The sequence below is a fragment of the Pseudoxanthomonas composti genome (genome assembly GCF_004122095.1).
GTDB lineage: Bacteria > Pseudomonadota > Gammaproteobacteria > Xanthomonadales > Xanthomonadaceae > Pseudoxanthomonas_A > Pseudoxanthomonas_A composti.
Map to the genome: position 1 here is coordinate 51,760 of NZ_SAWZ01000001.1, position 24,492 is coordinate 76,251.

The 24,492-nt window shown below is 68.3% G+C and carries 19 protein-coding genes; 5 read left to right on the top strand and 14 right to left on the bottom strand.

Annotated features, from left to right (window positions below):
- Positions 1 to 90: 90 nt before the first annotated feature.
- The 10 genes from EPA99_RS00155 to EPA99_RS00200 form a co-directional block, all read right to left on the bottom strand.
- The gene (locus EPA99_RS00155; RefSeq protein ID WP_129469176.1) at positions 91 to 618 is read right to left on the bottom strand and encodes a regulatory protein RecX; all 528 of its coding nucleotides are present in this window, start codon (positions 616 to 618) and stop codon (positions 91 to 93) included.
- 73 nt (positions 619 to 691) lie between these two features.
- On the bottom strand, positions 692 to 1,723 hold the full coding sequence (recA, locus tag EPA99_RS00160; protein WP_129469177.1) for a recombinase RecA: 1,032 nt from the start codon (positions 1,721 to 1,723) through the stop codon (positions 692 to 694).
- 171 nt (positions 1,724 to 1,894) lie between these two features.
- Positions 1,895 to 2,542: a transcriptional repressor LexA gene (gene lexA / locus EPA99_RS00165; protein ID WP_129469178.1), complete on the bottom strand. Its 648-nt coding sequence runs from the start codon at positions 2,540 to 2,542 to the stop codon at positions 1,895 to 1,897.
- Between the two features lie 81 nt (positions 2,543 to 2,623).
- Positions 2,624 to 3,112 (bottom strand): CinA family protein, encoded by a 489-nt coding sequence (locus tag EPA99_RS00170; protein WP_129469179.1) that lies wholly within the window; start codon positions 3,110 to 3,112, stop codon positions 2,624 to 2,626.
- 140 nt (positions 3,113 to 3,252) lie between these two features.
- Positions 3,253 to 4,089 carry an aldo/keto reductase gene (locus EPA99_RS00175; RefSeq protein WP_338325372.1) on the bottom strand — a complete coding sequence of 279 codons (837 nt, stop codon included), beginning with the start codon at positions 4,087 to 4,089 and terminating at the stop codon, positions 3,253 to 3,255.
- Between the two features lie 197 nt (positions 4,090 to 4,286).
- Positions 4,287 to 5,084: a hypothetical protein gene (locus tag EPA99_RS00180; RefSeq protein ID WP_129469181.1), complete on the bottom strand. Its 798-nt coding sequence runs from the start codon at positions 5,082 to 5,084 to the stop codon at positions 4,287 to 4,289.
- Between the two features lie 50 nt (positions 5,085 to 5,134).
- Complete coding sequence (locus tag EPA99_RS00185; protein ID WP_129469182.1) at positions 5,135 to 6,106, bottom strand: hypothetical protein; 972 nt, start codon at positions 6,104 to 6,106, stop codon at positions 5,135 to 5,137.
- 84 nt (positions 6,107 to 6,190) lie between these two features.
- Entirely contained in the window at positions 6,191 to 6,769 is a 579-nt protein-coding gene (locus EPA99_RS00190) for a hypothetical protein (protein WP_129469183.1), read from the bottom strand.
- Between the two features lie 10 nt (positions 6,770 to 6,779).
- Positions 6,780 to 7,241 (bottom strand): hypothetical protein, encoded by a 462-nt coding sequence (locus tag EPA99_RS00195; protein ID WP_129469184.1) that lies wholly within the window; start codon positions 7,239 to 7,241, stop codon positions 6,780 to 6,782.
- Positions 7,238 to 8,893, bottom strand: coding sequence for a type II and III secretion system protein (locus EPA99_RS00200; RefSeq protein ID WP_241688238.1), 1,656 nt, complete (start codon positions 8,891 to 8,893; stop codon positions 7,238 to 7,240). Before EPA99_RS00200 ends, EPA99_RS00195 begins: the two co-directional genes overlap by 4 nt.
- Positions 8,894 to 9,086: 193 nt before the next feature.
- On the opposite strand from EPA99_RS00200, the gene EPA99_RS00205 reads away from it, so the two are divergent.
- On the top strand, positions 9,087 to 11,861 hold the full coding sequence (locus tag EPA99_RS00205) for a tetratricopeptide repeat protein (RefSeq protein WP_129469186.1): 2,775 nt from the start codon (positions 9,087 to 9,089) through the stop codon (positions 11,859 to 11,861).
- 500 nt (positions 11,862 to 12,361) lie between these two features.
- Here EPA99_RS00205 and EPA99_RS00210 read toward each other — a convergent pair whose 3' ends face one another.
- A complete protein-coding gene (locus tag EPA99_RS00210) occupies positions 12,362 to 13,183 on the bottom strand; it encodes a CDP-diacylglycerol diphosphatase (protein WP_129469187.1) in 822 nt (273 codons plus the stop codon).
- Complete coding sequence (locus tag EPA99_RS00215; RefSeq protein WP_129469188.1) at positions 13,140 to 15,296, bottom strand: S46 family peptidase; 2,157 nt, start codon at positions 15,294 to 15,296, stop codon at positions 13,140 to 13,142. Before EPA99_RS00215 ends, EPA99_RS00210 begins: the two co-directional genes overlap by 44 nt.
- A gap of 379 nt (positions 15,297 to 15,675) precedes the next feature.
- Here EPA99_RS00215 and EPA99_RS00220 point away from each other — a divergent pair, with 379 nt between their 5' ends.
- The 3 genes from EPA99_RS00220 to mutS all read left to right on the top strand — a co-directional run bounded on the left by EPA99_RS00220 (position 15,676) and on the right by mutS (position 21,666).
- Complete coding sequence (locus tag EPA99_RS00220; RefSeq protein WP_206733655.1) at positions 15,676 to 18,063, top strand: M1 family metallopeptidase; 2,388 nt, start codon at positions 15,676 to 15,678, stop codon at positions 18,061 to 18,063.
- Positions 18,064 to 18,068: 5 nt separating this feature from the next.
- A complete protein-coding gene (locus EPA99_RS00225; protein WP_206733656.1) occupies positions 18,069 to 18,614 on the top strand; it encodes a DUF6702 family protein in 546 nt (181 codons plus the stop codon).
- A 424-nt stretch (positions 18,615 to 19,038) separates the two neighbouring features.
- Entirely contained in the window at positions 19,039 to 21,666 is a 2,628-nt protein-coding gene (mutS, locus tag EPA99_RS00230; protein ID WP_129469190.1) for a DNA mismatch repair protein MutS, read from the top strand.
- Between the two features lie 283 nt (positions 21,667 to 21,949).
- On the opposite strand, the gene EPA99_RS00235 is transcribed toward mutS, so the two are convergent.
- A complete protein-coding gene (locus tag EPA99_RS00235; protein WP_129469191.1) occupies positions 21,950 to 22,597 on the bottom strand; it encodes a glutathione S-transferase family protein in 648 nt (215 codons plus the stop codon).
- Positions 22,598 to 22,655: 58 nt separating this feature from the next.
- Positions 22,656 to 23,351 carry a helix-turn-helix transcriptional regulator gene (locus EPA99_RS00240; protein ID WP_129469192.1) on the bottom strand — a complete coding sequence of 232 codons (696 nt, stop codon included), beginning with the start codon at positions 23,349 to 23,351 and terminating at the stop codon, positions 22,656 to 22,658.
- Between the two features lie 97 nt (positions 23,352 to 23,448).
- Here EPA99_RS00240 and EPA99_RS00245 point away from each other — a divergent pair, with 97 nt between their 5' ends.
- Positions 23,449 to 24,084 carry a DUF937 domain-containing protein gene (locus EPA99_RS00245; protein WP_129469193.1) on the top strand — a complete coding sequence of 212 codons (636 nt, stop codon included), beginning with the start codon at positions 23,449 to 23,451 and terminating at the stop codon, positions 24,082 to 24,084.
- Positions 24,085 to 24,492: the final 408 nt, after the last annotated feature.

Here is a 24,492-nt window from a genome sequence, read left to right on the forward strand (position 1 = left end):
CGCCAAGGGTAGCAAACACGGCCACCCTAGACCCAGGGGCCAGGTGGCCGGGGAAGATGCGACGCATCCCATCCTGCTCGACCGCCGGGCTCAGACCTCGTCCGGGTCGAACTCGGTCGCCGCGCGGATGCAGTCCCGGTCGAACCCCCGCCGTGCCAGCAGTTCGGCCGCCTTGCGGTGACTGGCAGGATCCTGCGGCCCCTGCTCGCCGAAGCGGCGCCGGACCAGGTCGCGGGCGATCTGCCTCCAGTCGTCCGGGAAAGCCTCGAAATGCTGGGCGATCAATTCCGCGTCGATCCCCTGCAGCTTGAGCTCGGCCCGGATATGCAGCGGCCCGTAGCCCTGCCCCGCGCGACTGTGCAGCAGCATGTCCACGTAGCGGGCATCGTCCTGCCACCCATGCTCACGCATGTACTCCACCGCCTGGCCAGCGTCCTCGCGGGACACACCCTTGGCCACCAGCTTGCGGGTCAGCTCCTTGCGCGAGTGCTCGCGACGCACCAGCAGGCCCAAGGCACGCTGCTTGGGCGTGGCCTCGGGCCGCCTACGCTTGGCCGGAGCCGGGTCGTCGAACAACCCGCCCCCGACGACCTGCTCGTTGTCGTCGAACTCGGACATCCATCCTTCCAGCAAAAGACACCCATCGGCCGGCAACCACTGACAGCGGCCGGCCGACGGGCCTCAACCAGAATCAATCGTCGTCGCCTTCGCCCTCGGCCGGGGTGACCTCGGTGGGCTGGAACTTCTCGCGCAGCTCTGATTCCAGCTTGGCGGCCACGGCCGGGTTCTCGCGCAGGTAGGTGCGGGAGTTGTCCTTGCCCTGGCCGATGCGCTCGGAACCATAGCTGTACCAGGCGCCGGCCTTGTCCACCAGCTTGGCGTCCACGCCCATGTCGATCAGCTCGCCCTCGCGGCTGATGCCCTCGCCGTAGAGGATCTCGGTGACCACCTGCTTGAACGGAGGCGCCAGCTTGTTCTTGACCACTTTGATCTTGGTCTGATTGCCGATGATCTCGTCGCCCTTCTTGATCGCACCGATGCGGCGGATGTCCAGGCGCACCGAGGCATAGAACTTCAGCGCGTTGCCGCCGGTGGTGGTTTCTGGGCTCTGGCCCGGCATCATCACGCCGATCTTCATGCGCAGCTGGTTGATGAAGATCACCAGGGTGTTGGAGCGCTTGATGTTGCCGGTCAGCTTGCGCAGGGCCTGGCTCATCAGGCGTGCCTGCAGGCCCGGGAGCTGGTCGCCCATCTCGCCTTCGATTTCGGCCTTGGGCGTCAGCGCCGCCACCGAGTCGATGACCACGATGTCGATGGAGCCCGAGCGCACCAGCATGTCGGCGATTTCCAGCGCCTGCTCACCGGTGTCCGGCTGGGACAGCAGCAGGTCGTCCACGTTCACGCCCAGCTTGGCGGCGTAGACCGGATCCAGGGCGTGCTCGGCGTCGATGAAGGCCGCGGTGCCGCCCTGCTTCTGGCATTCGGCGATGGCCTGCAGGGTCAGGGTAGTCTTGCCCGAGGACTCCGGCCCGTAGATCTCGACCACGCGGCCCTTGGGCAGGCCGCCGATGCCCAGGGCGATGTCCAGCATCAGCGAGCCGGTCGGGATCACCTCGGTGGCCTCGATCACGCGATCGCCCATGCGCATCACCGAGCCCTTGCCGAACTGGCGCTCGATCTGGGTCAGGGCCGCCGACAGCGCGCGCTTCTTGTTCTCGTCCATTGCAGGTGTCCTCAAGGTGATGTGATGTCGTTGGAAGAAAGCTTAGGGGGCGCAGATCGCACAGGCTGAGACGTCGCGCTCCGGGATCAGGATATTTTCGTCATCGCGGCGCCTGGATCGGCGCAGGCGCCACCGGCCGGTCGGAAAACGCCCTGCCCCGGACCGGAAAGCTCATCGGCTGGGCCGCACCAGCCCGCAGTAGAGGCCTTCGATGGCAAAGTCCTGGTCCGGCTTGACGTCGATGGGGAGGTAGTCGGGATTGCGCGGCAGCAGGCGGATGCGGTCCTTGCCGATCTTCAGCAGCTTGACGGTGATCTCATCGTCTACCCGCGCCACCACGATCTGGCCACTGCGGGCGTCGGAGGTGCGGTGCACGCCGATCAGGTCGCCATCGAAGATGCCCTCGTCCTGCATCGAATCGCCCTTGACCTTGAGCAGGTAATCCGGCGACGGCGAAAAAAACACCCGGTCCAGCACCACGTAATCGTGGTGTCCGGCATCGGCCCCGATGGGCGCACCAGCCGCGACCCGTCCCAGCACCGGCAGGCGCAGGGCATCGTCGTTGGCGGACGCAACGCCAGGTTTCGACTGGGCCTGCGGAGAACCGACCGGATGCAGCAGGCGGATGCCGCGGGCGCGCCCGGGGATGCGTTCGATCGCTCCGGCCGCTTCCAGCGCTTCCAGGTGGTATTGCGCGGCGCGCACGCCCTTGAACCCGAGCGCGCGGGCGATTTCCGTCTGCGAGGGCGGCATGCCGTCGGCTTCGAGCCGTTCGGCGATCATGGCCAGGATGGTCTGCTGGGTCGGGGTCAGGTCCATGGTTAGTAGTATTACTACTAACGCGGCGGCGTGCAATCCCCGCGAAGGTCGCGCGGTAGAGCGGCCGGTGGGCGGCGCACCCTAGCGCGGGAGCAGCCCCTTGAGCGCGGCGTCCACGGTCTGCCGGCGGATGGCATCGCGATCGCCGTCGAACTGGAAGACCTCGGCCCGGGCGTAGCCGCCGCGCTGCTTCCAGCCGATCCACACCGTGCCCACCGGCTTGTCGGGACTGCCGCCGCCCGGGCCGGCGATGCCAGTGACCGCCACGGCCACGCTGGCGCCGGAATTGACCAGGGCGCCGGACACCATCTCGATCACGGTCTCGCGGCTGACCGCCCCGAAGGTCTCCAGCGTCTGCGGGCGCACGCCCAGCAGCGCCTGCTTGGCCTCGTAGCTGTAGGCGGCCATGCCGCAATCGAACCAGGCCGAGGAACCGGCGATATCGGTCATGGCCTTGGCGATCCAGCCACCGGTGCAGCTCTCGGCGGTGACCAGCCGCTCGCGGTGGGCGTGCAGGTGCCGGCCCACCGTGGCGGCCAGCTGGGTCAAATCGGCATCGGAAAGCGGCACGGAAGATCCTGGATCGAAGGGCACCCGGTCAGTATCCCAGATCGACCGACCCGGACGCGGAGGCGAAGCCCCGGATCAGTCCGCACTGCTGCCGCAGCCTGGCCGGCACCGCGCCCGGACCTGGTTCGGCCGTCGAATCGTCAAAGCATCTCCAGCGCGCGCTTGCCGCCAGGCGGCGGGAAGGCACGATCCAGCTCGGCCAGATCATCTCCGGTCAGTGTGAGCGACAGCGCAGCTGCGTTTTCCTCGACATGCCTGCGGCTGCCCGCCTTGGGGATGGCGATGACGCCCTCGCGGCGGAGCACCCAGGCCAGCGCCACCTGGAGATCGCTGGCGCCGTGGCGCTGGGCGATGCTGGCCAGGGTCTTGTGGCCCTTCAGCCGCCCCTGCTCCACCGGGCTGTAGGCCATCGCCGCGATGTCGCGCTGCTCCAGCCACGGCAGCAGGTCGTGCTCGGGCCCGCGCCGGGTCAGGTTGTAGAGGATCTGGTCGGTCGCGCAGTGCGTACCGCCTGCGTCGAGCAGTTCCTCCATGTCCTCCACGTCCAGATTGCTCACGCCCCAGTGACGGATCTTGCCGGCCTGGCGCAGGGCCTGCATCGCCTCGACGGTCTCGGCCAATGGCACCGCACCGCGCCAGTGCAGCAGGTAGAGATCGATGCAATCGATGCCCAGGTTGCGCAGGCTGCGCTCGCAGGCCTGCGGCAGGCGGCCGCGCGAAGCGTTTTGCGGATAAGCCTTGCTGACGATGAACGCCGCCTCGCGCCGTCCCTTGATCGCCTCGCCGACCAGACGCTCGGAAGCGCCCTCGCCGTACATCTCGGCCGTATCGATCAGGCTCAGGCCCAGGTCGATGCCGCTTTGCAGGGCTTCGATCTCGGCCTTGCGACGCGCAGGGTCGTCGCCCATGTTCCAGGTGCCTTGGCCGAGAACCGCGACGTCTTGGCCGCCGAGGCGTGTGGTGGGCGTGGGCACGATGGAATCCCTTTGGCTGCGCGAAGCGGAGGGCCGCGCGCACCAACGTAGACCTCAAGTGCTCAGCGATGCGTGAGCGACTGGCCGATCGCGAATGCGCGGCGTTGCCGCGGCGCTCAGGCGCCGCGAAGCGGGCGCTGAAAGGCCGCAACCGCGCCTCACCCAAGCGTTGCAGCTGTGGACACTCACCGTGATCCCGCTCAGGGGCGGACCTCGATCACAGGCCAGCCCAGGTCGCGGTTGACCGGCGACTCGCCCGCGCCGATGAACTCGAACACCCGATCCAGCGCCAGGGGCCCAGCCTGGCGCGGGAGCAAGCGGATACGCACCTGGGTCTGGTCGGGGCTCAGCCAGCGCACATCGGTGCCCGGCGGATCCTGGCCACCCACCAGCGCCGCGGCGTCGGCGCGCAGGCGCAAGCCACCGAGCCCATGGCCGGCGAAGGTAAACACCCGATCCTCTCCCAGGCGTGCGCGCTCGCTGGCCTCGGCCTGACGCGGGTTGAGGAATCCATGGCTGGCGAGGATGCGCAAGGGCAGGACCGCATCGGCCCGGGGCAGGCCGAAGACCGCCGAGCGGTGGAGCACCAGGGTGTAGTCGCCGGGCTGGTCGATCGCCGGCAGGTGAACGGCCACATAAGGCAATGGTGCGTCCGGCACACAGTGCGTGGCCGGCGCGGGACCACCGCTCCCGCTGGACAGCAGCCGCGCGCCGATCACCATCCGCTGCCCACGCGCCACGGCGCTGGCGGCGACGACGCCCTCCAGCGCATCGCCACGCAAACCGACCACGCAGGGCACCCCGGCATAGCAGATAGAAGGAAGCAAGTGCCCGGGACGCGGCTCGATCTGCGGACACAGCCGGTGTGCCTCGATGCCCGCCGCGGCCATCGCCACCGGCGCAGCGCAGACCAGGACTAGCGCGCAGGGTGATACGGACAGCAGGACCGCCGTCGCGGCGCCGTGCCGCGCACGGATCAACAAGGTGTTTAGCGGCATGCACGGTCCTCCTGGCCTCCGGCTCGAGCGGCGGCGGTGGATGGCGAGGATCAGCGGCCCTGTGGACCGCGCAGCTTTTCGATGGACAGCCGAACGATTTCCCGGAGGTCCCCCTCGGACACGTAGCCGGCGCCAAGGCGGGATTCGGTGTACAGGCCGCGCGCGCCGGTGGGATCGGTGCGCCCGGTGTCTACCGGGCCGCCGTTCCCGCTTTCATCCCCGGTCGGCTGGCGATGCTGGTTTATCAGTGCGCCAACGCGCTTCACATCGGCAGCGGTGAAACCACCGGAGCCCTGCTCGCTGTCAGGCGCCGGCTCCTTGGCGTTTCCACTCTCGTCGACCAAGCGCTGGTCGCTGTTGACGTACTCGATACGACCCGAACTCATCCTGATGATGCTGGCGCTGCCGTCCTTGTAGATCTTGATGACGTCACGGTTGCCGGCATCGATGCGCCGCGGCTGATCGGACGCTGAGTTCGAGTTGTCTTTCGCCATCCCAGCGCCGTTGCGCTGCGTGTTCCCCATGAAAGACGCGTCTTCCGGACAGGCTTGGCAAGTCGACAGCTGTCCTCGCGTGTCGCGCATCCCGGGCCGCATCGCGCGCTCGACGCCGCGCTGCGAGGCGGACGTGCCACCGCCCGCGCTGCCACCGACGCGACCGGTCAGTTCCCCGGCGCGGTCGCGCACGGAACCGCTGGCGCCCTCCACCAGCCGGCCTGCGCCGGTGGCTGCGGTACCCCCAAAGCCGGCCAGCGCCTCCAGCTCGGACATGTCCAGCTGCGAGAGGTTGGCCACGATACGCTCGACGTTGGGCGCGGCAATGTTGCGGCTCTTGAGCGCACGCGCCACTTCGGCCAACAGGGCCGCACGGCTGGCGGTCGCCGGCTGCGTCGCTGGTTTTTCCTGCGCTGGCGCAGCAGGCGGCAACATGCCCGCGGCAAGGGCGGTTGCAAGCACCGCCGCCAGATGCGCGCGGTGCCGCGGATGGCGGGGCTGTGAAAGGATCATGGGTCGGGTGGTCATGAGCGTGAATCTCCTAAGGGTCAGTGATTGCCGGCACGGCGCGCGGCGCGGCGCGGCATGGCTGTGATGAGCGATGGAAGGCGGTCAGAGACACACGTTGAGATTCGGTCGGCCCACGCGCTCCCACCACTTGGCAGGCCGCGCGCTGCCACTGCAGCAGAACGCTTCGTCGTTCTTATGCACCCCCCTGCCTGGGCGCGCGCAGTAAAGCGGGCGTTCGACCACGCCGCTGTCGTTCACGCGGGTGACATCAAGCACGCGTTTCCAGTTGTAGCCCCACAACGTGCGGCTCACCGCGCGGTTCCACTCGACCTTGCACGCATTGCGCCCGCTGCTGCCGTTACCGCCGCACATTTCTCCGTTGGGGCTGGCCGCGCAGCAGGGGTCGTGGGCCATGCTGCCGCCGTTGATCAGGCAGACGCCCTGGTGGGTGCCGATGCCGTTGGTGTGCACGCAGAAGGCCATCGAGGGCATTGCGCTGTTGTTGGTCCAGGCGCCGCAGGCCTGGCCAACGGCGCCGAAGCAGCGCTCGCCCGCCTGTGCCAAGGTCAGCGCGCCTGGCGCCAACACGCCGCAGAGGCAGGCTAGCGCCAGCAGCATGCAGGTGCGCAGGGCGCGATGGATGGATGCGGTGCCGTGGAAACGGATGTGCTGGGCATGCATGGTCGCGTCCTCACTTGATCCGGGTGGCCACGGAACCGTCGTCCGCGCGCAGGTGGTCCTCGTCGATGCGCACCAGGCGCATCTTGCTCACGGGGTCGGTCTTGTCCTCGGGGTCGCCGGGATCGCGTGCGAGCGTCAGCGTCATGCTACCCTTGTCCACTTCGCCCACGCGGTAGCGCCCCTGCGCGAGCGCGCGCTTGTCCTGGTCCGGGAAAAGCGTGCTGCGCACGGTGGTGACATAGCGGCCATCGGGCAGGAACTCGACCACGGTGGTCTCGACCTCGCCGGTTTCCTTATCGGCCGGCGCGGCATGGCCCCAGCGACCGATCAGCGGCTTGGCTTCGGCCGGGTCGAACTTCTCCTGGGCCGATACCCAAGCCGGCAGCGCGGGCAAGGCGAGCAGCAACACCAGCAGCCTGCGTACGGTTGTGGAACGGCGCGCGCGTGGCGCGTTGGCGGGGATGCGTGTCATGGGGCATGGACTCCAGCGTGGTTGGGCAACGAGGCGCCGGCATCGGCAGCGCCGTTGCTGGCCAGGAACTGCTCGAGCAGCTGCGGATCGCGCAGGTCGCGCGCCTGCACATCTCCGGCCGAGGCGCGCGAGAAGAAAGGACGTTGCTGGATGCGTGTCGCCAGTGCGCCCAGGCCGTGCTCGGGCTGGGCCAGCGTGTCCCACAGGCGCATCAGCGCGCGCACCGAGCCGCCGGTGGTGTCTCCGGTCTGCAGTCCCACCGGCGCGGAGGGCGTGACCAGGATGATCACCGAGCGCTGGCGACGCAGATCGGTCTTGCGATTGAACAGCAGGTTCAATCCCGGCACGTCGCCCACGATCGGAACCCCGGATTCATTGCCATCGCTGACCGATTCGGAAAGCCCGCTCAGCACCAGGGTCTCGCCGAAGCGCACGTCGGCGGTGGCGGCCACGTTCTGCCGGAAAGTCGCCAATTGCTGGGAGAAACTGCCCACGCCCTGGTCGCTGAAGAAGCTGCGGTCGGCCTCGACGCGGAAGCGCGCGCCATCGGCGCGGATCTCGGCCGGGGTGATCTTCAGCCCCACGCCGACATCGATGCGTTCGAGCTGGGCGAAGTTGACGCCGGTGACGGCCACGTTGAGCTGCTCGCCAACGAAGAAGGTGGACTGCTCTCCGAGGAATGCGCTCAGGCTGGGCCGGGCGATCACTTCGTAGTGGCGGTTGCCGCGATTGAGCACGTTGAGGTTGTAGGTGACATCCGGGATGCGGATCAGCCGGGTGATGGAGCTGGTGAGCGAATCGCTGCTGTCGCTGGTCACGCGCTCGCGGCTGTAGGTCTTGCCGAACTGCAGTTGCAGCGACTCCAGCAGGTTCACGCCGTAGCCGCGGGAGCGTCGCAAATCGCCCAGGATCAGGGTCACGTCGACGCTGAGCTGGTTGGGCGCGACCGGCGCGAGGGTAGACGGCCCCGCTTCAGCAGCAAGATCGACCGGCGCCTGGTCCGCGTCGATCGCCGCCGTACGCAGCAGCGCATTGGCACGGGTGGCGACCCAGCTGCGGTCATTCGCTGAGACCCGGTCCGGCGCGGCCGCCAGCAGCCGGCGGGTCGCGTCGGGATCGTTGCGGCCTGCCGCGCCGAGCACCGCAGTGCGCCAGGCACCGGGCGACTGTGGATCCAGCCCGCGCGCTCGCGTGGCCGCCGCCTCGGCCAGGCCGAGGTCGCCCGTCAGGTAGGCGGCCGCGGCCATGCCCTCATAGGCCCAGGCCGCCGACGGCTCGGCCATCACCGCGCGGGCGAAGGCATCGGCCGCGGCGTGATAACGCTGCTGACGCATCAGGGCGACGCCGGCCAGGTAGTGCGGCCACGGGCCGGCGTCGCCGAAGCGGGTCGCCGAGGCGAAACCCGACACGGCCAGGTCGGCCACGGCCGGATCGTCCCGCAGCTGGTGCGCGGCGCCCAGCAACAGGTGCGAGCGTGGCGCGCGCAGATTGCGCATCAGCAATAGCTCGGCGGCGCGGCGCGCGGCGTCGGCATCACCGGCACGCAGGGCACGCGCGGCCTGTGCCTGGAGCACGATCGGGTCGGCCGGCGCCGGCGTGCGCCGGGCCGCCCCTGGCAGCGTGCCGCAGCCGGCGACCAGCAGCGTGGCCATCGCCACCAGCGCCACCGTGGCCGCTGGTCGTCCCCGCCGACGCCCCGTTTGCGTTCTCCTTGCCTGCATCCTGCCTTCCCCCATGTTGGTGACGGCGCCACACTGGGGCGGGGAGCTGCGGGAGTCCTGACGGATTTCCGACCATTTGCCTACTTGTTTGTCTACGCGCGTTTTTCCTACTGGAATCAGCCACATGCAGACTTCGGATCAGGCAGGGCCGACCGCATCTCCTCGTCGCGAGCTGCGCTTCCGGTTCGGCGACTGCGTCGTGGACGGCCGCAGCCTGGTGCTCAGCGTCGGCGGCGAGGCGGTGAAACTGGAGAAGAAGCCGCTCGAGGTCCTGCTGTACCTGCTCGAGCATGCCGGCGAAGTGGTGACCAAGCAGGAACTGCTGGATGAGGTCTGGTCCGGGCGCATCCTGAGCGAGTCGGTGCTGACCAAGACCATGGCGCGGCTGCGCCAGGCGCTGAGCGACGAGGCGCAGGCGCTGATCCGCACCGTCCACGGCTTCGGGTACCGGCTGGTGGCGCCAGTGCAGGTCGAGGCTGGCCCGGCCACCGCGTTGCCCCGCCTGCCCGAACTGGCAGTGGGGGACGCGCCCCCACTGCGGCCGTTGTGGCGCCTGCAGCGGCGGCTCGGCAGTGGCGCGGTCGGCGAGGCCTGGCTTGGTGTGCACACCAAGACCGGCGAGCCGCGGGTGTTCAAGTTCGGCGTCGACGCCGGAAGCCTGACCTCGCTCAAGCGCGAGATCACCCTCTCGCGGGTGCTGCACGAGGGCCTGGGCCCGCGCCAGGACCTGGTGCGGCTGCTCGACTGGAACCTGGAGGAGGCCCCGTTCTACCTGGAGACCGAGTACGTGGCCGGCCGCGCCCTGCCCGACTGGGCCGAGGCCCGTGGCGGCTTGGCACAGCTTGCGCTGTCCCTGCGGCTGGAACTGCTGGCTCAGGTGGCCGACGCACTTTCGGCAGCGCATTCGGTCGGGGTGCTGCACAAGGACCTGAAGCCTTCGAACGTGCTGGTCGACGATCGCCCGGGCGCCGAGCCTCGGATCCGGCTGGCCGACTTCGGCAGCGGCCGGCTGGTGGACCTGGCTAGGCTGGAGGCGTTGGAGATCACCCGCCTGGGCTTCACCGGCACCCAGATCGACGCCGATTCCGGCGGCACTCCACTCTATCTGGCTCCGGAAATCCTTGGCGGCCGTGCGCCGACGGTGCGCTCGGACATCTATGCGCTGGGCGTGATGCTCTACCAGTGCCTGGTCGGCGACACTCGTCGGCCGCTGGCCCCTGGCTGGGAACGTGATATCGACGATCCCCTGTTGCGCGAGGACATCGCGCTGGCCGCCGCCGGCGATCCAGCCGAGCGACTGGCCGATGCCGCCCTGCTGTCCAACCGTTTGCGCACGCTGGAATCGCGCCGGGCCACGCGTGCGGCCGAAGACGCGGCGCGGGTCGAGGCCGATCGACTGCGCGCCTCGCTTACCCGCACCCGGCTGCGGCGGCGCCAGTTCGCCATCGCCAGCGCTACCCTCGCCGTGGTCCTGTGCGTGGTCGGCGTGGCATTGCTGCAGGTGCGCGAGGCCCAACAACGCGCGCGGCACGAGGCCGACGTGGCCGGCGCCGTCAATCGCTTCCTCACCGAAGACCTGCTCGCCCAGGCCAATCCGCTGGTGTCCGGGCGCAGCGACGTGCAGGTGCGCGACCTGCTGGACTCGGCCGCGGACAGCGTGGGCGAGCGCTTTGCGAACCAGCCGGCGACCGAGGCCTCGGTGCGCATGGCGCTGGGCAACGCGTACCTCAATCTCGGCGAATTCGGCAAGGCGCGCGCCCAGCTCGACGGCGCGCTACGCCTGTCCGAGCGCGAGGGCGGCGAGGAGCGCATCGCCACCAGCGCACGCATGGATCTTGCCAAGCTGCTCACGCGCAGCGGCGATCACGCCGCCTCGCGCGCCATGCTGGCGCCGCTGCTCGGACACGCCAATCCGCAGGTGCAGGCCAGGGCCGGCATGGAAACGGCCTTCGCGCAGATGCACGAAGGCGACCTGGACGGCGCGCTGGCGCGACTGCAGGCATTGGTTCCGCGGGCGAGCACCTTGTTCGGCGAGGGCGCTTCGGAAACGCTGACCGCCACCGTCTACCAGGCCAGCGCGCTACGCGAGCTCGGTCGGTACGACGAGGCCATCGCGCTCTATCGCAAGGCGCTGGCCGGACGCGAGGCGCTGCATGGCAAAGGCCACATCGCCACTCTGGAGGCCATGCGCGGCCTGGGGGGCGCGCTGTTTCTGAAGGAAGCCCACGCGCAGGCGCTGCCGGTCCTGCGCGCCGCCCACACCTTGTCCAGCGACATCTATGGCCCCCGCCACGACCATACGTTGAGCATCGCGTCGGACCTTGCGCTGGTCATGCAGGCACTGAAGGACTACGCAGGCGCCGAGAAGCTCATGTTGGCCACCCTCGAGGCGCGCGGTACCGACTACGGCCAGGCCTCCGGCGAGTACCGCAGCCTGCTCAACAACCTGGGCGTGCTCTATGGGGAAACCGGCGACCTGCAGCGCCAGTACGAGTACCTGCAGCGCAGTTGCCAGGCCGAGCATGCGGCGTCCGGCGCATCGCATCCGAACACGCTGATCTGCGACCACAACCTGGCGCGCGCACTGGTGGACTTGGCCCGCTACCCGGAGGCCGAGGCGCTGGAGCGCCGCACGCTAGAGCGCGCGCTGCCGGTGTTCGGTGCCGAGCATATGCTCATGGGCGTAGCCGGTTACACGTATGCAGGCATCCTGGGCCACCTGGGCCGCAGCACCGAGTCCGAGGCGCGTTTCGCCGAAGCGATCGCCCTGCTCGACCGCGCCCTGGGCCCAGGCAACGAGCGCAGCGCCAAGGCCATCGCCCTGCGCGATGCCCTGCGCGCCGACCGCGCCGTGCCGGTGGTCGCGGCCCAGGGCAGGCTTGGGTCATCACAGCGATAAGGCGAGCGACCACTTCCGCTCCAGCAGGGACCGGGCGCGAAAGCATCCTAACAGCGCACACCTCACGCAGCTCCCATTGACGGTCCTGACGGAGGCGGCGGGGCTTTGGAGCCTGTCGGCCGTGCGGCATCCGGCGCCACGCCGGCGGGCGCGCAGTGTCCATTCCTTCGGCGCCTGAAGCTGGATGCTTATTGCGCTGCGCCACCTTGCGCGAGAGCCCGGGCCGGGGACGGGGGCCTGAGTTCACCGATCCTTGGCAAGTGAGCGCGTTGGGCAGCGACCCCTCGGTGCGCACACCGCGCATGCCTGACAGCAGGCATACCGCCGGCGTCTTCCCGAGCGTCTTCTTTCATCCGGGACCAAGGTCTGGCGCATGTGCGGCCATGTCGCGCCAACGCTGCGATCCGGCCACTATGAGAATCCCGAACGGTCCTGAAAGCATCCCACCCGGAAGTGTGCATTCCGTTAGATCGTGACCAAGCGCGGTCAATCGGTGTTCCCTAATGACGCTCGCGGTCGAGCACGCTGCAGCGGTGGTCCTGGATCTCCTCGCCCTCGCCGCGGTCGCCCCTGGTCTCGTCGGCGCGGCTCGAGAGCAACCAGAAGCCTTCCAGGCCCGGCCTGCCATAGCCCACCACCGCCAGGGAGCGGTGTCCCAGGCCCTTCCCGCCGACGGCCTGGCGAAGTGAGTGGAACGGATCCTGCTCCAGCGCGGCGCCCACCACGAAGTGCGCGCGATAGCGATGACCCTTGAAATGTGGCCGCACCGCTTTCCAGCCCGAGCGGAAGCGCTGCGGGTGCAAGGTGGCCAACCAGCGCTTGGCGTCCGGACTCAGGCAGTCGATGTGGATGTGAAGCTGATCCTGCGAGCGGGCGACGCTCGAGTTGATGGCCAAGCTGATGTGCTCGCGGGCGATGCCTTGCCCGGCTGCACCCTCCACGAAGCCACGCGCCGCCCAGGCCTGCGCGAAATAGTTCGGCAGCACGCCCCGGCCCAGGCGCGGATCCTCCATGCCGGGCACGCGGTCCAGCGGCACCAGCAGGTACTGGAAGTCCCCCTTCTTGTCCTTGAGGACAGCGCTGCGCATGGACTGGCGCGCATCGACGGCAACGCACGGGAAGACCGGCGCGTTCCCACGCGCTTGCCCGCAGGGTCCTTGCACGATGTTCCACAAGGCATCGCGCGCGTGGACCTGGCCGACGACACCGAACGCCAGCAATGCCAGGCCAAGGAACGAGCTCGGCCTTGGCCATCCAGGCCGCGACATCGTGCGGTCCTTACTGCTTGGCCACGCCCATCTCTTCGAGCAAGCGATCGGCATGATCGAGCTTGTCCATCACCCACAGCATGTAGCGCACATCGACCTGGATGGAGCGGTTGAGCTTGGGATTGAACAGCCAATCGCCACTCACCGACTCCCAGTTGCCGTCGAAGGCCAGTCCCACCAGCTCGGCGTTCTTGTCCAGCGCCGGCGAGCCGGAGTTGCCGCCGGTGATGTCAAGGTCCGCCAGGAAATTCACCGGCAGCGTGCGCTGCCTGGGCGAGGCATAGGTCCCGAAGTCGCGCGCGCCGATCGCCTTGAGCTCCGCCACGGGCGCGTTGAACGGCACCTTGCCGGTGGCCTTCTCGGCGATGCCCTCGGCGGTGGTGAACGGCTCGTAGTTCACCGCATCGCGCGGCGCCACGCCCTGCACATTGCCGTAGGTCACGCGCAGCGAGCTGTTGGCGTCCGGATACACCGGCAAGTGCTGGGAAGCCTTGAACGCCATCACCGCTTCCATATAGCGCGGCCGAAGCACGGCCAGCGCGCCTTCGCGCGCCTTCTCGGCCTGCTCCAGGCGGAGCAGGTCGGGCTGCATGGCCTTGGCCAGGCGCATCATGCTGTCGCCCTGCACCTCACCCTTGCCCTCGAAGTACGCCAGGCGCGTCTTTGCATCGCCCAGTCCGGTGCCGGCGTACAGCGAGGCCACCTTGTCGGCAATGGCTGCCGGCGTGCTGGCGCCCGCCAGCCAGGTGTCCAACGCCGCCAGCCGCTGCGCTTGCGGAAGCTTCACGTAGCGCGAGAGCGCGTAGGCCAGGAAGCGCTGGTCCACGCCCGGGTCGAAGCGTCGATCGAGCTGCATCAGGGCATCCTTGATGCGTCCTTCGTCGCGGGACTGGAAGCCGCTCTCGCGCTCGGCGTCCTGCTTGGTCCGCTCCAGGGCCAGGCGGTTCAGGCGAATGGCGCTGGAGAGCAGCGATGCGCGCTGCAGCAGGCTCATCGCCAGGTCGCGCTCACGGGTGGCCTGGGTGTCGGCAAGCTGCGCCTGCAGTGCTTGCAGGCTGCCGTCCAGGCGCTTGGCCTGGCCCGCCTTGCCGGACTTCAACCAGGCGGCAAGGGCTTGCTCCTGCCCGGTCTTGACCGCGACTGCATTTGCGCGGCGCAGTCCTTCGATCTGGCCCTGGAAATTCTTCAGGTAGTTGTTGAGGCTGGCGACCAGGTTGGCGTACTTGACCCCGACCTCAGGATTGGCCTTGGCCGCCTCGTCGATGATGGCCAGGTAGTCCTCATAGACCTGGATCTGCGTGGGGTACTGCCAGTCCACTGCGTTTTCCACTTCCTGCGCCAGGCGGTAGCGATTGGTGCGCCCGGGATAGCCGGTGACCATCACGAAGTCGCCTTCCTCCAGCCCCTTGGGATTGACCTTCAGCACCTGCTTGGGCCGGTAGGGCACATTGGCCTTGTCGAAGCTCGCCGACTTGCCATCGGGCGAAACGTAGGCGCGCAGATAGCTGAAGTCGCCGGTGTGGCGCGGCCACATCCAGTTGTCGATGTCGCCGCCGAACTTGCCGATGGCCTCCGAGGGCGCGTACACCAGGCGCACGTCCTTGATTTCGAGCTGCTTGATCAGCTGGTAACTGAATCCACCGTGGAAGGTGTAGACATCGCAGCGGTAGCCCGGCGTCTCGCACGCCGCCACCAGCGCCTTCTTCGCTGACTCGATGGCCTGCTGACGCGCTAGAGGCTCCATGCCATCGCTGAGCTTGTCGTTGACGAGCCCGGTGACATCGCGGATCTCCTCGGTCACGAACACGCGCATGTCCGGCGAGCCCGGCAGTTCGTCCGCAAGGCTGGGCGCCAGGAAGCCCTGCTCGATCAGGTTCTTCCCGGCCGTCGAGTTGTACTGGAGCGCGCCATACGCGCAATGGTGGTTGGTCACCACCAGGCCCTGGGGACTGACGAACGATGCGGTGCAGCCGCCCAGGCTGACGATGGCGCCCATCGGGTGCTCGGTCAGCTGCGAGAGCTTGGCCGGATGCAGCGCCAACCCATGCTGCTTCAGGTCCTTGGCGATGGTCGGCAGCTGCGCCGGCTGCCACATGCCCTCGACCGCCGTGGCCGAAAAGGCCCACCCCCCCACCACCAGCGCACAACTCCAAGCCAGCACACGCATAAGAGACCCGCACGAATTGTTATGATGTAACGATACCATGTCGTCAGCGCCCGCGCGTAGCTCCAGGGTCATGCTTGACCGGGGGACTGGCCGAGCGGGTGCCCGCCACAACGGCCGAGGAATGCCGGCAATCCTAGAGCTGCATCGGCGCATCTTTCGCGTCCGTCGGTGCGCCGAGCGCTGCACCTCTCGCGATACGCATCGGCGACTGTGCGGCGGGCGATTGACCCGTGTTATAACATCTCGAATGGGGATGCTTTGCTGGACGCCAGCCGCGCGCGACTTTGCGCGTGCGTGGCGATGGTCGGCCTGCCGCTGCTGCATGCCAGTCCCCAGACTCCCCCCAACGCTCCTCCACCTGAGATCTGAAGGCCTTCCTTTGAGCAGGTTTCTCACGCCCAGCGCACTGCTTGCATTCGCACTGCTGAGCTTCGGCGCCCACGCCGACGCCATCCGCCAGACCAAGGCGCCCTTCGAGGACAAGTTTCGGCAGCTGGAGGGCGAGGACTGGCCAACGCCGACCGACTACCGCAATGCGTCGGGTGCGCCCGGCTATCGCTACTGGCAACAGAAGGTCGACTACGACATCCAGGTCAGGCTCGACGAGCCCACCAGGCAAGTCAGCGGCACGGAACGGATCGTCTACCACAACAATTCGCCCGACAGCCTGCCCTATCTCTGGCTGCTCCTGGACCAGAACCGCTTCAAGCGCGATTCGCTGGACAACCTCAGCCGGACGGTCTCGGGCAGTTCGATCAGCCTGAATCAGGTGCGCAGGGCCAAGCGCTATCAGGAATGGGAAGGCGGCTTCACCATCGCCTCGGTCAAGGACGGCACGGGCAAGGCGCTGGCGTTTCATGTCGTGGACAGCCTGCTGCGGGTGGATCTGGCGCAGGCGGTGCCTGGCAACGGCGGGCGGACCGAGATCGAGATCGCCTGGTCTTTCCCGATGATCGAGAACAAGGTCATCGGCGGGCGCAGCGGCTATGAGTGCTTCACCCAGCAAGGGCAGGACGGCAACTGCATCTTCGAAGGCGCGCAATGGTTCCCGCGCCTGGCTGTCTACTCGGACTACGAGGGCTGGCACAACAAGGCCTTCCTGGGCTCGGGCGAGTTCACGCTGGAGTTCGGCGACTACAAGGTCGCGCTGACGGTGCCGGCAGATCACGTGGTGGCCTCGACCGGTGAACTGGCCAATGCCGAGCAGGTGCTTAGCGCGGCCCAGCGCGCGCGACTGTCGCAAGCCCGCAGCGCCAAGGAGCCGGTCTACGTGGTCACGCCAGCCGAGGCCGAAGCGGCCGAGCGCACGCGCGCGTCTGCGGAGAAGACCTGGGTCTTCCATGCGCGCAACGTGCGCGACTTCGCCTGGGCCTCCTCGCGCAAGTTCGCGTGGGATGCCCTCGGTGTTGCGCAGAACAGTGCGGAACAGCCGCTCGTCATGGCGATGTCGTTCTATCCCAAGGAGGCACGCCCGCTTTGGGATGCCTACTCGACCAAGTCCATCGCGCACACGCTACGGGTGTATTCGGACTTCACCTTTCCCTATCCCTACCCGACCGCGCAGTCGGTCAACGGGCCCGTCGGTGGCATGGAGTACCCCATGATCACCTTCAATGGGCCACGCCCGGTCAAGGACAAGAAGACCGGCAACCTGACCTACTCCGACCGCACCAAGTACGGGCTGATCGGCGTGGTCATCCATGAGGTCGGCCATCAGTACTTCCCGATGATCGTCAACTCCGACGAGCGTCAGTGGACCTGGATGGACGAGGGGCTCAACACCTTCCTGCAGTTCCAGGCCGAGAAGCGCTGGGACAGGGACTTCCCGTCCCGGCGCGGCGAACCCAAGGACATCGTCGAGTACATGGTCAGCCGCGACCAGGTGCCGCTGATGACCCAGTCCGACTCGCTCCTGCAGTTCGGGCCTAACGGCTACGCCAAGCCGGCCACCGCCCTGACCATCCTGCGCGAGACCGTCATGGGGCGCGAGCTGTTCGATCGCGCGTTTCGCGAGTACGCCAGGCGTTGGTACATGAAGCATCCCACGCCCTACGACTTCTTCCGCACGATGGAGGAATCCTCCGGCGTGGACCTGGACTGGTTCTGGCGCGGATGGTTCTACAGCACCGATCATGTGGACATCGCGCTCGATGGCGTGCTGCGCTACCGCCTGGATGGCGGGGACGCAGAGGCGGAAGCCCGCTGGAACCGCGCCGAACGCGAGCGCGAGCCGGCCTCGCTGACGGCCACGCGCAACATCGGCAAGACCGTGGTCGAAACCGACCCTTCCACGCGCGACTACTACAACACCCACGACGAGTTCGGGCCCACCGCCGCGCAGAGGCGCAAGGCCAAGGCCGATGCCCAGGCGCTCGAGCCGGAGGAGCGCCTGGCGCGTGCCGCGAAGGACAGCTTCTACCGCTTCGACTTCCGCAACATCGGCGGTCTGGTCATGCCGGTGATCCTGAAGCTCGATTTCAGCGATGGGAGTACCGAGACCATCCGGATTCCTGCCGAGGTGTGGCGCAAGAACGCGCGCCAGGTGACCTGGGAGTACGTGACCAGCAAGTCCATCCAACGCGCGGAGATCGATCCGTTATGGGAAACGGCGGACGCGGACCGTGCCAACAATGTCTTCGCCGGCGACATCCAGACGCGCACGCTCAAGATCTCGGCACCGCCCGCTGATAGCGACCGCATGCGCGATGACGATCTGAAGGTCACGCCCGATTCGCTGCAGACCTACCCTGCTCCTCACAAGGACTGAATGCCATGAAGCGACTGCGCCTGGCGCTTTTGTCCGCGGCCTGTCTCATGAGCGGGAGCGCGCTGGCCCACCGGGGCCACGACACACTCAGCGTCGTGGAGATCGATGCGCGCAGGGGCGAAGTGGTGGTCACCCATTACCTCGCCGCCCATGACGTCGAACCAGGCGTCCTGCGCCATGTGGCACCTGACGCGCAACCCAGCCTGGACGACGCCCAGGCGCTGGCGGCACTGACCGGCTATGTGGGAGAGAACTTCTCACTGCGTGACGACGGTGCCGAGATCGCCCTGAAGCCGGACGGCAACACGCTTGCCGGCGACAATATCGAGCTTCGCTATCGCGGGCACCTGCCCCATCCCCAGCAGTCCCTGCAAGTGCGCGCCAGCGTGTTCGCCGACATCTACCCGGAGATCAACAACCAGGTCAATGTGCGCCAGGACGGGGTGACCCGCACGCTGGTCTTTGGCGACGGCCCGGAATGGCAACGCGTGCCCACCGATGACGTGCAGGCGGCAACGCACCATCGCCACACCGGCCACATGCATCGCTGATCCCTCACCTGCTGCGGCCGCTGCCTTGCGCGGCAAGGTGGCGCGAACGATGGGGCCGCACCGGTGCACGCCGCCGACTGCCCGCCTTGGCGAGCGTTCGGCCAGGGCCCGTCACGAGTCTGCGCACAGGTTGAACCGCCTCGCACACCGGCGATCAGCGTCCGGGGCGGAATCGACAGTCCTGCACTCGGCGACGATCCTCCGGACATGGCGGTAAGGAAACAGCGCGACGACCGTCGTGGCGGCCAGGGCCACGGCTTAAACTGGCAGGCCTTCGATCGCCCCGCTCCCGACCTGCGCTTGCGGCGCAGGCATGAGCGCAATGCGCATCCTCTCGGTGCCGGGCCTGCGCGCGACATGGCGTGCAGGCGCCCGGGCCCGGCCCGATGCGCCCACACGGAAATTCTGTAAGTTTTTGAAATCCATGGATAAAGACCAGACCGCGCGAGCCGGCAAGCCGAGCGTCGAGCACACCCCGCTCATGAAGCAGTTCTTCGCGGCCAAGTCCGAGTACCCGGACCTGCTGCTGTTCTTCCGCATGGGCGATTTCTACGAGCTGTTCTACGACGACGCGCGCAAGGCCGCGCGGCTGCTGGACATCACCCTGACCCAGCGCGGCAGCTCGGGCGGTGCGCCGATTCCGATGGCCGGTGTGCCGGTGCATGCCTACGAGGGCTATCTGGCGCGGCTGGTGGCGCTGGGCGAGTCGGTGGCCATTTGCGAGCAGATCGGCGACCCGGCCCTGGCCAAGGGGCTGGTTGAACGCAAGGTCGTGCGCATCGTCACCCCCGGCACGGTCACCGACGAGGCGCTGCTCAACGAGCGCCGCGACACCTTGCTGATGGCGCTCTCGCGCGGCAAGCGTGGCTACGGGCTGGCCTGGGCCGACCTGGCCGGTGGGCGTTTCCTGGTCAACGAGGTCGAGACCGAGGATGCGCTGGAAGCCGAACTGGCGCGCCTGGAGCCGGCCGAGCTGCTGGTGCCCGACGAGGAAGGCTGGCCGGGTTTCCTGGCCACGCGTACCGGTGCACGCCGCCGCGCGCCCTGGTTGTTCGACGCGGACAGCGGCCAGCGCCAGCTGCTGCAGTTCTTCAAGCTGCACGACCTCAGCGGCTTCGGCCTGGAAGACAAGCCCCAGGCCGTGGCCGCCGCAGGCGCGCTGCTGGGCTATGTGGAAGAAACCCAGAAGTCGCAGCTGCCGCACCTGACGGCGATCGCCTTCGAGTCCTCGGGCGAGGCGATTGCGATGAACGCGGCCACCCGACGCCACCTGGAACTAGACACCCGCGTGGATGGCGATACCCGCCATACGCTGCTGGGCGTGCTGGACAGCACCATCACGCCCATGGGCGGGCGCCTGCTGCGGCGCTGGCTGCATCGGCCGCTGCGCGAGCGCAAGGTGCTGAACCAGCGCCACCATGCGGTGCAGACCCTGATCGAGCGCGGCACCGACACCGACCTGCGGGATGCCTTCCGCGCCTTCGGCGATGTCGAACGCATCCTCACCCGCGTGGCGCTGCGCTCGGCGCGCCCGCGCGACATGTCCACGCTGCGCAACAGCCTGGCGCTGCTGCCGCGCCTGCGCGAGCTGCTGGCCCCGTTGGATTCGCCGCGCCTGCAGGCGCTTGCCGCATCCATGGGCGAGCACGACGCCACCGCCCACCTGCTGCTCACCGCCGTGGCCGAGCAGCCGCCGCTCAAGCTCACCGACGGCGGCGTGCTGGCCAGCGGCTTTGATGCCGAGTTGGACGAGCTGCGCCAGCTGTCCACCAACGCCGACCAGTTCCTGATCGACCTGGAAACCCGTGAGCGCGCGGCCAGCGGCATCGCCACGCTGAAGGTCGGCTACAACCGCGTCCACGGCTACTACATCGAGATCAGCAAGGGCCAGTCGGACAAGGCGCCGGTGCACTACACCCGCCGCCAGACCCTGACCAACGCCGAGCGCTACATCACCGAGGAGCTCAAGGCCTTCGAGGACAAGGTGCTGTCCGCGCGCGAGCGCGCCCTGTCGCGCGAGCGCGTGCTGTACGAGCAGCTGCTGGATGCGCTGAACGAGGTGATCGAGCCGCTCAAGCGCTGCGCGCTGGCGCTGAGCGAGCTGGACGTGCTGTGCGCCTTCGCCGAGCGCGCGCAGGCGCTGGACTGGACGCGGCCGGACCTGTCCGACGCGCCGTGCCTGGTGATCGAGCGTGGCCGCCATCCGGTGGTGGAGGCCGTGCGCAAGGAACCGTTCGAACCCAACGACCTGTGCCTGGACGGCAGCGACACCGCCCAGGCGCGCCGCATGCTGGTGATCACCGGCCCCAACATGGGCGGCAAGAGCACGTACATGCGGCAGAACGCGCTGATCGTGCTGCTGGCGCATATCGGCAGCTTCGTACCCGCCAGCCGCGCGCAGATCGGCCCCATCGACCGCATCCTCACCCGCATCGGCGCCGGCGACGACCTGGCGCGCGGCCAGTCGACCTTCATGGTGGAAATGGCCGAGACCAGCTACATCCTGCATCACGCCACCGCGCAGTCGCTGGTGCTGATGGACGAGATCGGCCGCGGCACCTCGACCTACGACGGCCTGGCGCTGGCCGACGCGGTCGCGCGCCACCTGGCCGCGGTCAACCGCTGCTACACCTTGTTCGCCACGCATTACTTCGAGCTCACCGCACTGGCCAGCGAGACCTTCGAGGGCGGGCCCAGCGGCATCGCCAACGTGCACCTGGACGCGGTGGAGCACGGCGATTCGCTGGTGTTCATGCATGCGGTGAAGGAAGGGGCGGCAGATCGCAGCTTCGGGCTGCAGGTAGCAGCGCTAGCCGGCCTGCCGCGCACCACCCTGGCACAGGCGCGCCGGCGCCTGGCCGAGCTGGAACAGCGCGGCGGCCAGACCCAGGCCTCCAAGATGGCGCCGGCGGCCCTGGATGCGCCGCAGCAGTTCGGCCTGTTCGCGGCCGCGCCCTCGGCGGCGCAGGAGGCGCTGGCCGCGCTGGACCCGGATGATCTGACGCCCAAGCAGGCCCTGGAGGCGCTGTACCGGCTCAAGGCGCTGCTGTGAAGGTTGCCGGGCGCCGGCCGCTCGCGCGCTGATTCGCTAGGCGGCTGTCGTGGGTGGGGTGATCGCCGCGGAGAAGGATTCATCGGGCAAGCCCCTTCGCCGATGAATCGGCTCCCACAAAAAAGCACTGGCTTTCGAGCCAGCCAGTGCCCCGCTCGAATCAAGCTTTCTTTCTACCAGTGGGAGCGGCTTCCTGTGGAAGCGGAATGCGCGGGAGCGGCTCTAGCCGCGAAGGGGCTTTACCTGGAAAGCCCCTTCGCCGAAACACCGGCTCCGCAAGTCTCTAGGCGGCGACAGGTGCGGGCATGTTCGGGTTCGGATGCTGCGGGATCAGCGCGTTGTCCAACTCCATCGCACGCACGGCGGCGGGGCGCGACAGGTGGGTCTGGGCGAAGGCGACGAAGGCCGGGCGCGACTCCAGCAAGCCGATGCGCAGGTAGTAGCCCAGGTAGGCGGCCACCAGCAGGTCCACGGCGGTGAACCGATCCCCCGCCAGATGCGTGCGGTCCTGGACCGCCTGCTCCATCGTCCGCAGCAGCGCCTCTTCGGTGCCATAGCCGGCGGTGACCGGATCGGCGAGCCCAGACGATTCCTTGGCGGTCAGGAACGCCTCGAACGGACCGGCCATGAAGAACAACCAGCGGAAATAGGCCGCACGCTCGGGCGAGTCCTCAGGGGGCGCCAGCCGGCGCTCGGGCACCAGCTCGGCCAGGTACGCGCAGATCGCCGCGGTCTCGGTCACCACCGCCTCACCGTGGCGCAACGCCGGCACCTTGCCCATCGGATTGATCGCCAAAAAGTCCGCCGACTTCATGTCGCTGCCGTAGTCCAGGATCCTGACCTCGTAGGGCAAGCCGGTCTCTTCGAGCATCCAGCGGGTGGTGCGGCCGCGCGACATCGGGTGGGTGTAGAGGATCAGGGTCTCGCTCATGGCAACGCTCCGTCGTAGGTGAGGCGCCAGTGTCCGGCGGCCCTGCTGACAGGTTCTGTCAGGAGTCCAGGCCATATCCGGTGGCCGCGCGCCAGCGCTTGATCAATACATGCCGGCGCGAGGGATAACGCTCGCCGGTGTCGGCCAGGGCGATGACGCGGTCGGCGCGGAAGTGGCGGAAATCGCGGCGCAGCTCGCACCAGGCGGCCAACATGCCCAGCCCTTCCATGAAGGCCATGGCGAAGGGCCAGATCAGACGCTGCGTGGCCTGCCCCTGGCCATCGGCATAGTGCATGCGCAGCACGTGCTCCAGACGGATGCCAAGGCGCAGGGTTGGCAGCCATGGCGCGTCGGGGGGCGTCTGTGAGGGTGTGGGCACCAACAGGCCGCTGGTCTCGATCGACAGACGCGTGGACGCCGGCAGGGTTGCGCCGATGCGGGTCATCGCGCGTTCGGCCGCCTGCGCCAGCGCCCGGTCCGGTTGTCGCGTCACCCAGCGCGCGCCCAGGGCCAGCGCCTCCAGTTCGTCCTCGCTGAAGTTCAGTGGCGGCAACAGAAAGCCCGGGCGCAGCAGATAGCCCACGCCGGGGTCGCCCAGGATGTCCGCGCCCTGCTCTCGCAGCGTGGCGATGTCGCGGTAGAGCGTGCGCAGGCTGACGCCCAGGTCTTCGGCCAGTCGCGCGCCGGCCACCGGGCGGCGTCGGCCCCCGAGCGCTTCCAGCAGGTGCAGCAGGCGTGTGGCGCGTTGACTCATCCGGCCAGCATAGCCAGACCATCGCGGCGACTGAACCTTGTGCAATGCGGTTTCCGGTAAGTTCCCCGATTCCCCCGCAAACCATTGGAGCTTGCCCATGAATGAGCCTCTCTCCGGCCTGGCCGCCACGCTGTTCCAGCAACTGCAGGGCGCGCCGGTCCAGCGCATGGCGGCGCAACTGGGGACCGACCCACAGCAGACCCAGTCGGCCCTCGGCGCGGCCCTGCCGCTACTGCTCGGCGCCTTGGGCAGGAACACCCAGCAGCCACAGGGCGCCGAAGCGCTGCTCGGCGCATTGCGGCGCGATCATGCCGGCGCGGGCGCAGGCCCCGACCTGAGTGGCCTGCTGGGCGCGGTGCTGGGCAGCGGTGCGCAGGCGGCCACGCCACAGACCGATGGCGCAGGCATCCTCGGGCATATCTTCGGCAACAGCACGCCAGCGGCGGCCAGCGGGTTGGGCCAGGCCACCGGCCTGGGCAGCGACAAGGCCGGCCAGCTGCTGCGACTGCTGGCGCCCATCGTCCTGTCCTTCCTCGCCCAGCGCTTCCTGGGCGGCGGCCAAGGCAGCGCCGAGCAGTTGGGCCAGGCCTTGGGGCAGGAGCGCGCCCAGGCGCAGCAATCCGGCGGGCTGGCCGGCGGCCTGCTGGGCAAGGTGCTGGACCAGGATGGCGATGGGCAGGTCGATGTCGGCGACCTGATGAAGCTGGGAGGCAGCCTGTTCGGCAAGCGCTGAGGTCTGGGCGCTTTGCGCGTGCTGGTATCAGGGTTTTCATCGGAATGTGAGGCCCGTCGGAGCAGCCGCTGGCCCTGGGCGTCTGCCGCGATGAGCATTTGCGGTAGAGCCTCTTCGCCGATGAATCGGCTCCCGCAAAGAGCGCTGCTTTAAGGAAATTCCGCGCGGCCTTGTTAGGACGCGCCTTGTTTAGGTGCGAGCGCGGCTTTCCCGGGAAAGCTTCTTCGCCGATGACTCGGCTCCCACACAGAGCCGCTTCCTGGTCGGAGGGCCTGCGTCCGGCCCTGGCTGACCGTCCTTGGGGTGTCGGCGTTTCCAACCTTGAAGCGCTTCTTCCGCACCCAGCACGATCGATAGCTGTTCGCTATCGAATATTGCACAACTGTCAATTTTCTTTTGCCATACGGC

Excerpts from the sequence above, each read along its gene's own strand:
- EPA99_RS00155 (WP_129469176.1), bottom strand. The coding sequence starts at position 618 with ATGTCCGAGTTCGACGACAACGAGCAGGTCGTCGGGGGCGGGTTGTTC.
- recA (WP_129469177.1), bottom strand. The coding sequence starts at position 1,723 with ATGGACGAGAACAAGAAGCGCGCGCTGTCGGCGGCCCTGACCCAGATC.
- lexA (WP_129469178.1), bottom strand. The coding sequence starts at position 2,542 with ATGGACCTGACCCCGACCCAGCAGACCATCCTGGCCATGATCGCCGAA.
- EPA99_RS00180 (WP_129469181.1), bottom strand. The coding sequence starts at position 5,084 with ATGCCGCTAAACACCTTGTTGATCCGTGCGCGGCACGGCGCCGCGACG.
- EPA99_RS00185 (WP_129469182.1), bottom strand. The coding sequence starts at position 6,106 with ATGACCACCCGACCCATGATCCTTTCACAGCCCCGCCATCCGCGGCAC.
- EPA99_RS00190 (WP_129469183.1), bottom strand. The coding sequence starts at position 6,769 with ATGCATGCCCAGCACATCCGTTTCCACGGCACCGCATCCATCCATCGC.
- EPA99_RS00195 (WP_129469184.1), bottom strand. The coding sequence starts at position 7,241 with ATGACACGCATCCCCGCCAACGCGCCACGCGCGCGCCGTTCCACAACC.
- EPA99_RS00200 (WP_241688238.1), bottom strand. The coding sequence starts at position 8,893 with ATGGCCACGCTGCTGGTCGCCGGCTGCGGCACGCTGCCAGGGGCGGCC.
- EPA99_RS00205 (WP_129469186.1), top strand. The coding sequence starts at position 9,087 with ATGCAGACTTCGGATCAGGCAGGGCCGACCGCATCTCCTCGTCGCGAG.
- EPA99_RS00210 (WP_129469187.1), bottom strand. The coding sequence starts at position 13,183 with ATGCCGATCGCTTGCTCGAAGAGATGGGCGTGGCCAAGCAGTAAGGAC.
- EPA99_RS00215 (WP_129469188.1), bottom strand. The coding sequence starts at position 15,296 with ATGCGTGTGCTGGCTTGGAGTTGTGCGCTGGTGGTGGGGGGGTGGGCC.
- EPA99_RS00225 (WP_206733656.1), top strand. The coding sequence starts at position 18,069 with ATGAAGCGACTGCGCCTGGCGCTTTTGTCCGCGGCCTGTCTCATGAGC.
- mutS (WP_129469190.1), top strand. The coding sequence starts at position 19,039 with ATGGATAAAGACCAGACCGCGCGAGCCGGCAAGCCGAGCGTCGAGCAC.
- EPA99_RS00235 (WP_129469191.1), bottom strand. The coding sequence starts at position 22,597 with ATGAGCGAGACCCTGATCCTCTACACCCACCCGATGTCGCGCGGCCGC.
- EPA99_RS00240 (WP_129469192.1), bottom strand. The coding sequence starts at position 23,351 with ATGAGTCAACGCGCCACACGCCTGCTGCACCTGCTGGAAGCGCTCGGG.
- EPA99_RS00245 (WP_129469193.1), top strand. The coding sequence starts at position 23,449 with ATGAATGAGCCTCTCTCCGGCCTGGCCGCCACGCTGTTCCAGCAACTG.